This window comes from Staphylococcus simulans (assembly GCF_003043455.1).
In the GTDB taxonomy this organism is placed as follows: domain Bacteria; phylum Bacillota; class Bacilli; order Staphylococcales; family Staphylococcaceae; genus Staphylococcus; species Staphylococcus simulans_A.
The window spans coordinates 61,636-76,309 of sequence record NZ_PZGG01000001.1; the positions used below are offsets into that span (position 1 = coordinate 61,636).

16 protein-coding genes are annotated in these 14,674 nt (G+C 36.1%); 11 read left to right on the plus strand and 5 right to left on the minus strand.

Features of this window, described 5'->3' with window-relative positions:
- Positions 1 to 99: 99 nt before the first annotated feature.
- From BU038_RS00310 to BU038_RS00340, 7 genes are all read left to right on the plus strand, one after another.
- Positions 100 to 639: a helix-turn-helix domain-containing protein gene (locus BU038_RS00310; protein WP_107604306.1), complete on the plus strand. Its 540-nt coding sequence runs from the start codon at positions 100 to 102 to the stop codon at positions 637 to 639.
- Between the two features lie 13 nt (positions 640 to 652).
- Positions 653 to 1,732 (plus strand): ABC transporter ATP-binding protein, encoded by a 1,080-nt coding sequence (locus tag BU038_RS00315; RefSeq protein WP_107604307.1) that lies wholly within the window; start codon positions 653 to 655, stop codon positions 1,730 to 1,732.
- Between the two features lie 3 nt (positions 1,733 to 1,735).
- Positions 1,736 to 2,542 (plus strand): ABC transporter permease, encoded by an 807-nt coding sequence (locus BU038_RS00320; protein ID WP_107604308.1) that lies wholly within the window; start codon positions 1,736 to 1,738, stop codon positions 2,540 to 2,542.
- Positions 2,539 to 3,351, plus strand: a complete 813-nt coding sequence (locus tag BU038_RS00325) for an ABC transporter permease (protein WP_107604309.1) — start codon at positions 2,539 to 2,541, stop codon at positions 3,349 to 3,351. The genes BU038_RS00320 and BU038_RS00325 overlap by 4 nt, the downstream gene beginning before the upstream one ends.
- Positions 3,348 to 4,421, plus strand: coding sequence for an ABC transporter substrate-binding protein (locus BU038_RS00330; protein ID WP_107604310.1), 1,074 nt, complete (start codon positions 3,348 to 3,350; stop codon positions 4,419 to 4,421). Before BU038_RS00325 ends, BU038_RS00330 begins: the two co-directional genes overlap by 4 nt.
- A gap of 36 nt (positions 4,422 to 4,457) precedes the next feature.
- Complete coding sequence (gene auxB, locus BU038_RS00335) at positions 4,458 to 5,600, plus strand: lipoteichoic acid stability factor AuxB (RefSeq protein ID WP_107604311.1); 1,143 nt, start codon at positions 4,458 to 4,460, stop codon at positions 5,598 to 5,600.
- A gap of 239 nt (positions 5,601 to 5,839) precedes the next feature.
- A complete protein-coding gene (locus BU038_RS00340; protein ID WP_107604312.1) occupies positions 5,840 to 6,466 on the plus strand; it encodes a DUF4064 domain-containing protein in 627 nt (208 codons plus the stop codon).
- Positions 6,467 to 6,547: 81 nt separating this feature from the next.
- Here the strand turns inward: BU038_RS00340 and BU038_RS00345 are convergent, their stop codons facing one another.
- Both BU038_RS00345 and BU038_RS00350 read right to left on the minus strand, forming a co-directional pair.
- On the minus strand, positions 6,548 to 7,894 hold the full coding sequence (locus tag BU038_RS00345; RefSeq protein ID WP_199219672.1) for an Nramp family divalent metal transporter: 1,347 nt from the start codon (positions 7,892 to 7,894) through the stop codon (positions 6,548 to 6,550).
- A 220-nt stretch (positions 7,895 to 8,114) separates the two neighbouring features.
- Positions 8,115 to 8,726 carry a YktB family protein gene (locus BU038_RS00350; RefSeq protein WP_107604313.1) on the minus strand — a complete coding sequence of 204 codons (612 nt, stop codon included), beginning with the start codon at positions 8,724 to 8,726 and terminating at the stop codon, positions 8,115 to 8,117.
- A 116-nt stretch (positions 8,727 to 8,842) separates the two neighbouring features.
- Between BU038_RS00350 and BU038_RS00355 the strand changes: the two genes are divergently transcribed.
- On the plus strand, positions 8,843 to 9,661 hold the full coding sequence (locus BU038_RS00355; RefSeq protein ID WP_107604314.1) for an inositol monophosphatase family protein: 819 nt from the start codon (positions 8,843 to 8,845) through the stop codon (positions 9,659 to 9,661).
- 163 nt (positions 9,662 to 9,824) lie between these two features.
- Here the strand turns inward: BU038_RS00355 and BU038_RS00360 are convergent, their stop codons facing one another.
- Positions 9,825 to 10,016, minus strand: a complete 192-nt coding sequence (locus tag BU038_RS00360; protein ID WP_002480538.1) for a DUF5325 family protein — start codon at positions 10,014 to 10,016, stop codon at positions 9,825 to 9,827.
- A 94-nt stretch (positions 10,017 to 10,110) separates the two neighbouring features.
- On the opposite strand from BU038_RS00360, the gene typA reads away from it, so the two are divergent.
- Positions 10,111 to 11,958, plus strand: coding sequence for a translational GTPase TypA (typA, locus tag BU038_RS00365; protein WP_107604315.1), 1,848 nt, complete (start codon positions 10,111 to 10,113; stop codon positions 11,956 to 11,958).
- Positions 11,959 to 12,045: 87 nt separating this feature from the next.
- Here typA and BU038_RS00370 read toward each other — a convergent pair whose 3' ends face one another.
- Complete coding sequence (locus BU038_RS00370) at positions 12,046 to 12,249, minus strand: DUF2197 domain-containing protein (protein ID WP_107604316.1); 204 nt, start codon at positions 12,247 to 12,249, stop codon at positions 12,046 to 12,048.
- A gap of 1 nt (position 12,250) precedes the next feature.
- Positions 12,251 to 12,733, minus strand: coding sequence for a hypothetical protein (locus BU038_RS00375; RefSeq protein ID WP_107604317.1), 483 nt, complete (start codon positions 12,731 to 12,733; stop codon positions 12,251 to 12,253).
- Between the two features lie 136 nt (positions 12,734 to 12,869).
- On the opposite strand from BU038_RS00375, the gene BU038_RS00380 reads away from it, so the two are divergent.
- Both BU038_RS00380 and ftsW read left to right on the plus strand, forming a co-directional pair.
- Positions 12,870 to 13,145, plus strand: coding sequence for a YlaN family protein (locus BU038_RS00380; protein WP_002480542.1), 276 nt, complete (start codon positions 12,870 to 12,872; stop codon positions 13,143 to 13,145).
- A gap of 236 nt (positions 13,146 to 13,381) precedes the next feature.
- On the plus strand, positions 13,382 to 14,602 hold the full coding sequence (gene ftsW / locus BU038_RS00385) for a cell division peptidoglycan polymerase FtsW (RefSeq protein WP_107604318.1): 1,221 nt from the start codon (positions 13,382 to 13,384) through the stop codon (positions 14,600 to 14,602).
- The last annotated feature ends 72 nt before the right edge of the window (positions 14,603 to 14,674 follow it).

The window sequence follows — 14,674 nt, forward strand, 5'->3', positions numbered from 1 at the left end:
TTCTGTTATTTTTAGTAAGCGTTAAACTTAAAGTTTACTAATACTAAACAGAACTGTGCTTTTTTTATGTCATTTTTAAGCAAGAGAGCGAGGTCATTCATGAATATCGGACTGAAGTTACGCAATTTGCGTAAAATCAAACAACTGACACAAGAAGAACTGGCAGAGCGGACGGATTTATCAAAAGGTTATATTTCACAAATCGAAAGCGGACAATCATCACCTAGTATGGAAACCTTTCTACAATTATTAGAAGTACTCGGGACATCACCAGAGACTTTCTTTAAAGAAAAAGAAGCAGAGAAGGTGTTATATCCAAAAGATGAACACACAGTTTATGACGAATATGATGAAGGTTACATTTTGACTTGGCCAATTGCACGTTCGAATGAATTTGAGATGGAACCGTTATTCATTCAATTACATCCGCACACTGCTTATAAAAATTTTAAACCTTCTGATTCAGATACATTTATCTATTGTTTAGAAGGAGAACTGACACTAACACTCGGAGAACACGTTTATCATGCCAAACCAGGAGACGCTCTTTACTTTAAAGCGCATGACAAACACCAGTTATCTAATCAAACTGATACAGAAACAAAAGCCATGATGGTGGTTACTGCATCGTACTTATAGGAGGAAACAAGACATGTCGATATTATCGTTATTAGGAGTGAATAAACAATACGATGGCAAAACCATCTTAGACGAGATTTCTATTGATTTCGAAGAAGGAAAGTTTTATACGTTACTAGGTCCTTCAGGATGTGGTAAAACAACTATTTTAAAAATCATCGCAGGCTTTGAACAAGCAGATTCAGGTGATGTATTATATGGCAATCACAATATCAATGGCATCCCAGCCAATAAACGTCAAGTAAACACGGTCTTTCAAGATTATGCGTTATTTCCACATTTAAATGTATATGAAAATATTGCCTTTGGCTTGAAGTTAAAGAAACTTTCAAATCAAGAGATTAAAACGAAAGTTGCTGAAGCATTGAAACTTGTGAAATTAGAAGGTTATGAACAACGTACGATTGATGAAATGAGCGGCGGACAAAAACAACGTGTGGCTATTGCGCGTGCGATTGTCAATGAACCTAAAATTTTATTATTAGATGAGTCGTTATCTGCTTTAGATTTAAAATTACGTACAGAAATGCAGTATGAGTTACGTGCACTTCAAAAACGTTTAGGCATCACATTTATATTCGTCACACATGACCAAGAAGAAGCACTGGCGTTAAGTGATTACATCGCGGTCATTAAAGCAGGAAAAATCCAACAATTTGATACACCGATCAATATTTATGATGAGCCGGTCAATCGCTTTGTGGCAGACTTTATTGGTGAATCTAATATTATTGAAGGTACGATGGTACGAGATCGCTTAGTTAATATTTATGACAAAGAAATTGAATGTGTGGATATGGGCATCCCAGAAGGTACTAAAATCGAAGTTGTGATTCGACCTGAGGATATTTCGATTACAGATCAAACCCAAGGACTGTTTAAAGCAGAAGTAAAGTCTACTTTGTTTAGAGGTGTGCACTATGAAGTCACTTGTGAAGACCAAGAAGGATATGAATGGATGATTCAAACTACTAAGAAAGCACTAGTAGGAGATATTGTCGGTCTGTATTTTGAACCTGATGCGATTCATATCATGGTGCCAGGTGAAACAGAAGCGGAATTTGATAAACGTATTGAAAGTTATGAGGACTAAAAGATGACAAAATTAAATAAATACTTAATGGTGCCTTATATGATTTGGATGATAGGTTTTATCATTATTCCAGTAATTTTATTAGTGTACTTTTCATTCTTAGATAATCAAGGCCACTTCAGTTTGACGAACTACCAACAGATTTTAAGTATGCGTTATGTCAAAATGATGGGGATTTCTATTTTGTATGCGGCCATTATTACATTAGTAACTTTAATTATCAGTTATCCAGCCGCATATTTTATTCGCCAATCTGTACATCAAAACATGTGGATTTTAATATTAATTATTCCGACGTGGATTAATTTACTTCTCAAGACGTATGCATTTATCGGGATTTTGAGTCATGATGGTATTATCAATCAAATATTAAATGTGATGCATCTTCCTCGTATGGAATTATTATTTACAGCGTCTGCGTTTATTATCGTTGCGAGTTATATTTATATTCCATTTATGATTTTGCCGATTTTCAATAGCATGAAGACCATTCCTGAGAATTTAATTCAAGCGTCTACAGACCTCGGCGCAAACCGCTGGACGACATTTTTGAAAGTGATTTTGCCTTTGACGAAAGAAGGTGTGCTCTCTGGAATTCAAGTCACGTTTATTCCAGCGTTGTCACTATTCATGATTACACGTTTAATTGCGGGTAACAAAGTGATCAACATCGGTACATCTATTGAAGAACAATTCTTAGTGATTCAAAACTATGGCATGGGTTCAACTATTGCGATTGTTTTAATCTTATTTATGGCGTTCGTGTTAGTCATCACGAAATCAGGCAACGAAGGAGGACGCAGATCATGACATGGTATGGCAAAGTCTATCTTTGGTTATTAGTAATTGGTTTATATGTGCCGATTGTCTTTTTAATGGTGTATTCCTTTAATTCAGGCGGTAATATGATTCATTTTGAAGGCTTTACTTTAGAACATTACCAAAGTTTATTCCAAGATGAGCGTTTAATGGCTATTTTATTTAATACGATTGCGGTGGCGTTATTAGCTGCGGCAGTATCGACTGTAATTGGTACATTCGGTGCCATTGCGTTATATCATTTGCGTCAGAAACGTTTGAAATTGACATTTATGACGCTGAATAATGTATTATTAGTCTCTTCTGATGTAGTAATCGGGGCATCATTCCTGATTATGTTTACTGCTATTGGACATTTTACTGGCATGGGTCTTGGTTTTTGGACAGTCTTAATTTCACACATTGCGTTCTGTATTCCGATTGTAGTCATTATTGTGCTGCCGCAACTTTATGATATGAATCAAAATATGTTTGTGGCTGCGAGAGATTTAGGCGCAACAGAATGGCAGATTTTAAACCGTGTGATGATTCCAAACTTGATGCCTGCGATTATGGCTGGTTTCTTTATGGCACTGACATACTCTTTAGATGACTTTACAGTGAGTTTCTTTGTGACAGGTAATGGCTTTAGCGTGTTATCTGTAGAAATTTATGCGATGGCGCGTAAAGGTATCAGTATGGAAATCAATGCGATTTCAACATTAATTTTTGGTGTTATTATTGTGGGTATTATCGGATACTACATGATTCAGCGTTATACGAAACGCCGCTTGTCCTTGAAACGAGGTGTACTGCGATGAAACGATTTTTACAACTCATTATCGGTGCACTAGTGATAGGTGTGATTTGTTTAGGTATCAGTAAATGGTATGGCAGTGAAGCACATCAAGCTTCAGGTAAGAAACTTTATGTATATAACTGGGGTGAATACATTGACCCAGAGTTAATCGATAAGTTTGAGAAAGAAACTGGCATACAAGTGATTTATGAAACATTTGATTCAAATGAAGCGATGGAAGCGAAAATCCGCAATGGCGGTACGCATTATGATGTAGCATTCCCAAGTGAATATACCGTTCAAAAGATGAAAAAGGATGATTTGTTAGTTCCATTAGATCATAGTAAACTGCCGAACATGAAATATTTGGATAAAAATTACATGAATATGGATTATGATAAACATAATCGTTATTCTATACCTTACTTCTTCGGCACAGTGGGTATACTTTATAATAAAGACGCCTATCCTCATGATGATTTTTCAAGTTGGAGAAGTTTATATAATCCGAAGTTTAAAAATGATATCATATTAGTGGATGGTGCGAGGGAAGTGATGGGCTTAAGTTTGAATAAACTCGGCTACAGCTTAAATGAAACGAATCCGAAACGTTTAGATGAAGCAGAAGCGGATTTAGCGCATTTAGCCCCTCAAGTCAAAGGGATTGTCGGTGATGAAGTAACGATGATGTTAGAGCAACATGAAGCGAATATCGCGGTCGTATGGAGCGGTACTGCAGCACCGATTGTCCAAGAGAATCCTGAATTTGACTATGTCGTCCCAAAAGAAGGCTCTAACTTGTGGTTCGATACGATGGTAATCCCAAAGACAGCACAAAATCAAGAAGGTGCTTATCAGTTTATTAATTTCTTGTTAGACCCTAAAAATAGTAAACAAAATACTGAGTGGGTCGGGTATGCGACGCCGAATGAAGCGGCTAAAAAGCAATTACCGAAAGAAATTAGAAATGATCAAAGGTTTTATCCTTCAAAAGAAACACAAAGCAGGCTTGAAGTCTATAAAGATTTGGGTAAAGATGTTTTAAATGATTATAATGAGCATTTTTTGAATTTCAAAATGTCATTACAATAATAATTTGATTAGTAAGTAGAGTAGGGAGTGTTAATGATGTCTGAAGAACCACAATATACACAAATAAAACGTCCAGTCAGCAGAGTGGCAGAAAAAGTCTTAGGCTGGCTGAACTGGATTGGATTATTGTTATTAACAGTAATTACTATGTTTATTGCGCTTGTGTCATTCAGCAACAATACATCAATTCAAAATCTTGAACAGTCAATCAACAATAATGATTTAGCACAACAAGTGCTCGCAAATAACAGTTTAAATACAACACAATTTGTGATTTGGCTTCAAAATGGTATTTGGGCTGTCATTGTTTATTTAATTGTCTGTTTATTAATTTCATTCTTAGCACTCATTTCCATGAATATCCGAGTGTTATCTGGAATTCTCTTCTTAGTTGCATCTATCATTACATTGCCTTTAGTGTTACTACTCGCAACAATCGTCATACCGGTGCTCTTCTTTATCGTCGCAATTATGATGTTTGCGCGTAAAGATAGAATAGAAACAGTTCCACGTTATGGCGGTGGTTATGTACCATATGAAGGCGGTTATGATGATTATGATAGATATGACCGTGAACCTGTCAAACGTCCATATGGTTATCCAGAAGACGAGAGAGAACCACGTTATGAACCTTCATATGAAAAACGTGATGAATATGATGACGAAGAAGATGATGTGAAACAATATGTACCGAAAAAAGACAGAGTACAAGAGACACATCAAACGGAAGATTCAGAAGAACCTGTACAGTCTGAAGAACCTATCACAAGACGTGAAGATGAAAGTGAACCTGAATTCTTATCACGTCAGGCTAAATATAAACAAAAATCAGAAGAGGAAGTCAGAGAACAACAAGAACAAGAAGCCTACGAACGTGAACAAGCGCGTATGCAAGAACCTTCTGATGAGCCTGAAGAAGTGAAATATCGTGATATTGAACCACGTAAAGGTGAAACAGCTGAAGAGAAAGCAGCACGTAAACGTGAGAAAAAAGAAAGAAAACGTCGTGCAAAAGAAGCGCGCAAGAATCGTCCAAGTGCAGTGAACCAGCGACGCATGAACTTTGAAGAACGTCGATCATTCAATCAAGGAAAAACACCGACAACGCAAGAAACTAAAGAAGATGATGTGAAGTCAACTGAAGATACACAAGCGCAAGATTCAGATAAAAAATCATAACTTTAATAAACCGAAAGCAACGACAATCATTGCTTTCGGTTTTTATTTTTGTAAAAAAACAAAAAAATTTCTATTACATAGTTGAAATAAATGAAAAATAAATAGTTTTGTGCATAAAACGAGTACTTTAAGGGTAGTTACGATTATAAGACCCGTTAAGCGGCCTTAAAAAAGCGGATGAAGTCAGCGAAGAAAAAAATGCGGCTCTTCAATTTCGCTTAATCAGGAGGGTATTTACAATGAATAGAAAAGTAGAAAGAATCATTGGATGGATCGGTGTAGGTCTGACAGTGCTCTACATGTTGCTGTTCTTAATCGGTACATTCATGAAGGATGGCATGTTGTCTGACATTCTGTTGAAACAAGGGGATTCCAGTATGTCACCTGAATTCTTGCATCAAACAATGGTCTTCACAACTATCGGTTTATTAGTTGTCGCAATTATCGCAGCAGTTGGTCTTGTATTAAGTAAGAAAAACCGCATTGCTGCAGGTATTATCTTAATTGTTGCGGCATTAGTTGGTTTATACTTCTCAAACTTTATCGCATCTATCTTGTTCTTTATTGTAGCGATTATGTTATTTGTCAGAAGAAGCCAAGCTAAACGTGAAGCAAACAAAGAGTATGACAGAAAACATGGCTATTTCGAAGACATTACGCGTGATAATGAAAACATGAACAAGAATGAAAAAGTCAAACCTGAAGGTAAACAGGTTCAAGACAAAGCGGAACATGACAAATTTGATACAGAAGCAAATCATGAAGCGCATTATGAAGAAAACTCAGATGAAAGCGAATTGGCAAGACAACGTAGAAGGGACGATCATGAACGCCCACGCAGACATGATTTAGACGATTTTAAATAATACTATTAAAAAGCAGCTGCAATCCGTAAAGGGGAAACTTACTGGATGGCAGCTGCTTTATTTTTATTATGTTTCTTTTGTTTATAGTTCTTGGAAAGTTTGGATGATTAAATGGATGTTTAATCCGCTTAGGATTACGATTAACGACCATGAAATAATGTTAATCCATAATTTGTTTTTAAATGGTCCCATCAAGTCTTTGTTGTTTGTCGCAAGTTGAAGCGGAATCAAAGTAAACGGCAATGCTATACTTAAGAATACTTGTGAAAAGACTAAGAGTTGTTCCATCATGCTTTCATTCCCATGGAAGATAATTAAACACACAATCACTGGAATAATAGCGATAGAACGTGTGATTAATCGGTTGACCCAGTTAGGTAATCTCAAGTTGATAAAACCTTCCATCACGATTTGACCGGCTAGGGTACCTGTAATCGTGGAGTTTTGACCTGATGCAAGTAATGCGACTGCGAATAATGTACTCATGAGTCCACCAAGGGAAGCGCCGAGCAACGGTTGTTGTTCTAAAGCTTGGTATAAATCATAGAAGCCGCCAAGATTATCTGCGTTGCCAGTACCAAAGAATAACCCGGCACCAAGCACTAGTAATAAACAGTTAATCACAAATGCGATGGTCAATTGAATGTTGGAATCAATTGTCGCATATTTAATAGCTTGTGCTTTAGATGCTTCATCTTTACGATTATATGTTCTTGATTGAACGATGGATGAGTGTAAATAAAGGTTATGCGGCATGATTGTTGCGCCAACAATACCTAGAGCAATATATAAGGCACCTTGTTGTGTAACGATGTGACTGCTAGGTATAAAACCATTTAATACACTGACAACATCTGGTGAAGCAATATAAACTTCAAAAATGAAGATTGCGAGTACAGTAAAGATTAACGTACCGACGATGGCTTCAATTTTTCTGAAACCGAATTTCATAATGAATAATAAGATAAAGACATCAAGTACAGTGATGATTGCACCGACAAGCAATGGAATTCCGAATAATAGATCAAGCGCAATGGCACTGCCGATAACTTCTGCGATATCAGTGGCAATAATTGCAAGTTCAGCTATGATCCAGAATATAAATGCTAAAGGTTTGTTTAAAAAGCGTTTTGTGACTTGTGCTAAGTCATGACCTGATGCAATACCGAGTCTGACTGTCATACTTTGAAGCAACATGGCAGACAAACTTGAAATTAATATAACGAAAAGCAGAATATAACCGTATTTGGCTCCGCCTTGCATGGAGGTAATCCAGTTACCAGGATCCATATAACCTACCGCAACCAGTAAACCCGGTCCTAAGAAAGAAAGGAATTTCTGCTTGATACTGCTGTTTGAATTGAAACTGACAGTATTGTTGATCTCGTCTAAGCTGTCATTATTATAATTGACCTGTCTTTTAGTCAAGAAGGTCACCCCCACTTCTCTATGTTCTAACAATGGTTTAATAATAAAGTAAAAATAAAATTAGGTCAACCTAATAAAACTGTTTTTTACGTTTATAATTGCAAACAACGAGAAATGGATAAAAAAGAAAAGCTGATTTAAACAAAGTAGTAAAAGGCTAACTTTGTCTAAATCAGCACGATAATTCTGAATGAATAGTTAAATGCTCGGTATTATGCTATTATGGATAGAACTTTAACAATTGCTCAAACGTATCTTCTAGATAGTTGAGGAATGCTTGATCTGACTTTAATTCAGGAGCATCTGGTGTAAGGGTGCGTGCAATAAAGAATTCACCTTTTTTAAGTTGTTTTGCACGTGATAATGCTTGTTCTAAATCTTCAGTAGACAAGTCTTGGATTAATGGTTTATCCATTTTGACATGGTCAACACAAATACGGTAGTCTGCAGGCAAATTTTCAATATCTTTGAAGTGATTTTCAAAGACTTCAATGTAATGTGCTTTATTTTTTGCTTCATGCATAACTCCGAACATCACGAAAACTTGTGTTTCGTATAAACCGATTTGGAAATGCGGCAACATTTTATAACCGCGTTTATTGGTAGAGAAAGCGACCCAAGTATCTTTCGGCGGATTCACTGTACGACGTGCATGTTTTGCGATATGCATAAAGAATTCATCTGCCGTATGGGTGGATAAGAAATCAGCAAAGTGTTCACCCAACTGATGTAATTTTGGTCTGATGTGTTGTTCGATTTCAGACATACGTGCTTCTAATCCAGGTACTTCAAAGACTTTAAAGTCGTTAGAAGAAAAAGTATAGTTAGACATGACAAAGCCTCCTGTTGGTTATGATTGAAGATATTGTAGCATAATTTTAGCTTGATTTAGAGTAAATGAAATTCTGAAATGATTTAGTTATAATATGATTGAAGGGGTGTTCGTAAATGGCAGTATATGATTTTGCAAAAGGACTTGTAATAGAAGCGGGTAATAATATCCGTAAAATGATGCAGCAAGATATCAATATTGAAACGAAATCTAATCCCAATGATTTGGTGACAAATGTTGATAAAGCAACGGAAGATTTTATTTACAATAATATTATGGAGAATTATCCAGATCATCAATTTATTGGTGAAGAAGGACATGGCAGACCGATGTCTGAAGTTGAACAAAAAGGGATTGTTTGGGTTATAGATCCGATTGATGGCACATTGAATTTTGTGCATCAAAAAGAAAATTTTGCGATTTCTATCGGTATTTATAATGATGGTGAGCCTTATGCAGGATTTGTTTATGATGTCATGAATGATTTGCTCTATCATGCAAAAGCAGGAGAGGGTGCGTTTGTAAACGAACATCCAATGAAATCGCTTGAGAATTCAGATTTAAATAAAAGTTTGATTGGAATTAATCCAAATTGGTTAACAAAGCCTGTGATTGGTGTTATATTCAGAAAGGTAGTAGATGAAGCGAGAAGTTGTCGCGCATATGGTTCTGCAGCCTTAGAAATGATTCATGTTGCGCAAGGAAAATTAGGTGCGTATCTAACACCGAGATTGCAACCTTGGGATTATGCCGGTGCGTTAATTATTTTAAATGAAGTAGGCGGTAAAGGTACGGATTTATTAGGTAATCCGCTTTCACTTAATCAACCGCATTCAGTATTAGTCGGTAATTCATCAATTCATGAAGAAATTTTAACGAAACACATATTGCCAGAAAAAGAAACTTTTGAAACTTTACACAAAAGATATCGATAAAAATAAAAGGTCGGGACCATCGAAGCTGTTTAAACAAGTAATTGTTCAAAAGCATCTAGGTACCCAACCTTTTTCTTTTGACTGAAATATATGTGTATTCTTTCTCCTGCAGGGTACTGCAAGGAGTGGAACCCTTTGTGTTAAAAATTCATGTAATGATTGGTCAGAACCAATCGTTTTCGCGATATTTTTTCTTAGTTGTAAAGCCGGCACCAAAAATCGCAATTAGGATAATGGCTGTAATCGCCATAAACCAATAATTTTGAGCACCTAAGCTAAAACTGAACAGCACTAAGAAAATGACTGCTAGAACAGAATAAAGCCAAAAAATAGCTTTTGATTTTTTTTTCTGCATTCAAACCCCACCTTATTATTCTTTGCTCAATAATATGATATAATAAAAAAGTTGCAAATTGAAGTGGGAATTTACTCAAGAAAGGAAATTTAGTATGACAAATTTAAGAGAAGACGTACGTAACATTGCTATTATTGCTCACGTTGACCATGGTAAAACAACATTAGTTGACGAATTATTAAAACAATCTGGTATTTTCCGTGAGAATGAGCATGTTGATGAACGTGCAATGGATTCTAATGATATTGAAAGAGAACGTGGTATTACAATCTTAGCGAAAAATACCGCAGTTAATTATAAAGGCACTAGAATTAATATTTTAGACACACCAGGACACGCTGACTTCGGCGGTGAAGTGGAACGTATCATGAAAATGGTAGACGGTGTTGTATTAGTTGTTGATGCCTACGAAGGTACAATGCCTCAAACACGTTTCGTGTTGAAAAAAGCGTTAGAACAAAACTTGAAACCTGTAGTGGTTGTAAATAAAATCGATAAACCTGCAGCACGTCCTGAAGCGGTTGTAGATGAAGTCTTAGACTTATTTATCGAATTAGATGCAAATGATGACCAATTAGAATTCCCAGTTGTATATGCATCAGCTGTTAATGGTACAGCAAGTTTAGACCCAGATAAACAAGATGAAAACATGCAATCATTGTATGAAACAATCTTAGACTATGTACCAGCACCAGTAGATAACCGCGATGAACCTTTACAATTCCAAATCGCGTTACTTGATTACAATGACTATGTAGGCCGTATCGGTATCGGTCGTGTATTCCGCGGTACAATCAAAGTCGGGGATCAAGTATCATTATTAAAACTAGACGGCAGTGTTAAAAACTTCCGTGTCAGCAAATTATTCGGTTTCTTCGGTTTAAAACGTGAAGAAATTGAAGAAGCACATGCTGGGGATTTAATTGCAGTATCAGGTATGGAAGACATCAACGTAGGGGAAACAGTGACACCACACGATCACCAAGAAGCGTTACCTGTCTTACGTATTGATGAACCAACACTAGAAATGACTTTCCGTGTAAACAACTCACCATTCGCAGGTCGTGAAGGTACGTATGTGACTGCACGTCAAATTCAAGACCGTTTAGATCAACAACTTGAAACAGACGTATCATTAAAAGTTACACCAACTGACCAACCAGATGCTTGGGTGATCGCAGGTCGTGGTGAATTACACTTATCTATCTTAATTGAGAATATGCGCCGTGAAGGCTTTGAATTACAAGTATCTAAACCACAAGTAATTCTTAAAGAAATCGATGGCGTGTTATGCGAACCATTCGAACGTGTTCAATGTGAAGTACCTCAAGAAAACGCAGGTTCAGTTATCGAATCACTTGGACAACGTAAAGGTGAAATGTTAGACATGGTGACTACAGATAACGGTTTAACACGTTTAGTATTCATGGTTCCTGCACGTGGTATGATCGGTTACACAACTGAATTCATGTCAATGACAAGTGGTTATGGTATCATCAACCACACATTCGAAGAATTCCGTCCACGTATTAAAGGTCGTATCGGCGGACGTCGTAATGGTGTATTAGTTTCTATGGACCAAGGTAAAGCAAGCCAATACGCAATTATTGGTTTAGAAGACCGTGGTACAAACTTCATGGAACCAGGTACAGAAGTTTACGAAGGTATGATTGTTGGTGAAAATAACCGTGATAATGACTTAACAGTTAACATCACTAAAACTAAAAACCAAACCAACGTACGTTCAGCTACGAAAGACCAAACTGAAACAATGAAACGTCCACGTATCTTAACACTTGAAGAAGCGTTAGAATTTATCGATGACGATGAATTGTTAGAGGTTACACCTGAAAGTATCCGTATGAGAAAGAAAATTTTAAATAAATCTCAACGTGAAAAAGAAGCAAAACGTATCAAACAATTAATGGCTGAAGATGAGTAATTGTAAGCCTTGAGATAATGAAGAAGTCTGAATCGTAAAGATTCGGGCTTCTTTTTTATGGAGTAAGGACGAAAAAAAGACCATGAATCAATCATCATGGTCTTCTGTTAATATATTGAATTTTTCTTGTACTTTATAAAAGTTATTACGTTGTTTAGGAACATCTAAACGACTTCTGCAATCTTCACACATAAATGTGCGCATAGGATGATTGCGTAGCTGTTTGGCTTCCAATGTATTTTCATCCATGAGTACTTCCGTATCACAAATGATACACTGTACTTTTATCAAATTATACCACCTCGATATACGTCACATGTTTGAATTCATGTGAATACCCTTCTTCAGGTATGTACACGAAGCTGTCTACACCATTGTCATCATATAAACGTTTACCTTCATCTGCGAATTTAAAGAACAGATAAGGCAATAAGCTTAACGGCACCTCGATTGAATCTTCATCGTTTGAAAGACGAATTGCTGTGGCATCGTCATTTGGTTCAGCATTCTTGAAGAAAGGTGTCATGTTAATCACAAATGTGTCTTCAATCATGGCACGTTTTTTATATTTGATTTCAGAGTTCAGGGTTGGAGGATTAGTTTGTCCTTCCAAAATCGCGCGATTCCATTCACGGTTATTTTGGAATTCGACAGGTTTTGTTCCTTCAAAGACGCCTGCTTCTAAATCTTCGATTTTTACTTTACGATCGTCAAAAATCCAAGTCGTACTATCTAAAGTAATTGGAAATTTAACTTTACCCTTAATTTGTATCATGTTATGCGCTCCCCTTTATAATATCTGAGTCTATGATAACATAGAATAGAGTTACTGATTCGAAATTTACTTGCAATTTAGTTTTGAGTAGGCTAAAATTTTTAATATGACAAACAAATGATAGGGGGAGTATGTCATGACGAAATCGAACACAATCAATAACGCGGCATATGACCAATTAAATAAAGATGCAGATCGCATTCTGCAATTAATTAAAGTACAAATGGACAATTTAACATTGCCGCAATGTCCTTTGTATGAAGAAGTATTAGATACACAAATGTTTGGTTTACAAAAAGAAGTAGACTTTGCAGCAAACTTAGGCTTGATCGATATCGAACAAGGTAAAGAAATCATGTTGCGTCTTGAAAAAGAATTGTCTAAACTTCATGAAGCATTCACAAACGTTTAATTTCACAGCATCAGATTAAACCGCACAAAGTGGCTGCAGTTCTGTCAGAAGTTGATAGAATGTGCAGTCATTTTTTTATTTCTTTCAAGTATACAGAAATGCTTGCAACACGACTTCAAAATGTGGTTTTATAAAGATATCGTCAAAGTAAAAACAGAATTTAAGACGTTTAAGTCTTATACAAACTCTAAATTTATTTGAAGCTATTTCAAATATGAGAATTGGATGATTTATAAATGAATAACATAAAATCTTTCTTTCGGTATGTAGGAAAGTATGCAAAATATATCGATTATCCGTTAGTCATTACATATATAATGCTGTGTTTTATCGGTTTGATTATGGTATACAGTGCCAGTATGGTTCCAGCAACTAAGGGAACGTTAACAGGGGGTACACCTGTGTCTGGTACGTACTTCTATACGAGACAATTAATGTATGTTGTAATGAGTTTTGTTATTGTCTTCTTTATGGCATTCTTTATGAATGTTAAATTTTTACAGCAAACACGAGTGCAACAAATTATGATGGCAGGTATTTTCCTGTTACTCTTCTTTACATTATTGATTGGTAAGAATATCAACGGTTCGAAAAGTTGGATCAACTTAGGCTTTATGAACTTACAAGCTTCTGAGTTGTTGAAAATCGCTATTATACTTTATTTGCCGTTTATGATTAATAAAAAGCGTGAACGTGTACTCGCGAATCCCAAATTAATTTTGAACCCGCTCTTATTTATTATCGTATGTATCGGCATGGTCTTTTTACAACGTGATGTTGGACAAACGATGTTAATTATCATTATTTTTATGTCCATTATGCTTTATGCAGGTATTTGGATTAAACCATTACTCAAATGGGGCGGTCTCGCAATTATTGGCGGAAGTATTGCATTAGTTATCGCTGCCGCATTTGGATTATTACCAGCTTACTTAGTTGCACGTTTTAGAATTATGACTGATCCATTCCACTTTGAATCTGGTACAGGTTACCATATTTCGAACTCCTTAATGGCGATTGGGAATGGCGGCTTATTTGGTAAAGGTATCGGCAATAGTGTATTAAAACTTGGTTATCTGCCAGAACCGCATACTGACTTTATTTTTGCGGTGATATGTGAAGAGCTTGGTTTAATCGGCGGCCTATTTGTCATTGGCTTATTGTTCTTTATTGTTTATAGAGCATTCCAATTGGCTTCTGAAACAAGTTCTTATTTCTATAAGCTTGTCTGTGTTGGTATCGCAAGTTATATCGGCAGTCAAACTTTCGTCAACTTAGGTGGTATTTCAGCGTTAATTCCGTTAACAGGGGTGCCATTACCATTTATTAGTTTCGGTGGTTCATCCATGATTAGTTTAAGTATTGCCTTAGGTTTACTCTTAATTACTGCGAAACAAATCAAAATGGATAAACAAAAAGCAAAACAAAAACATATTGATATTCCTAGAAGATATTAAAGGAGAAGGCTGAGAGAAAACTCTCAGTCTTTTTTAGTTCTAAATGAAGCCTTTCTTGAAATACAAACATTT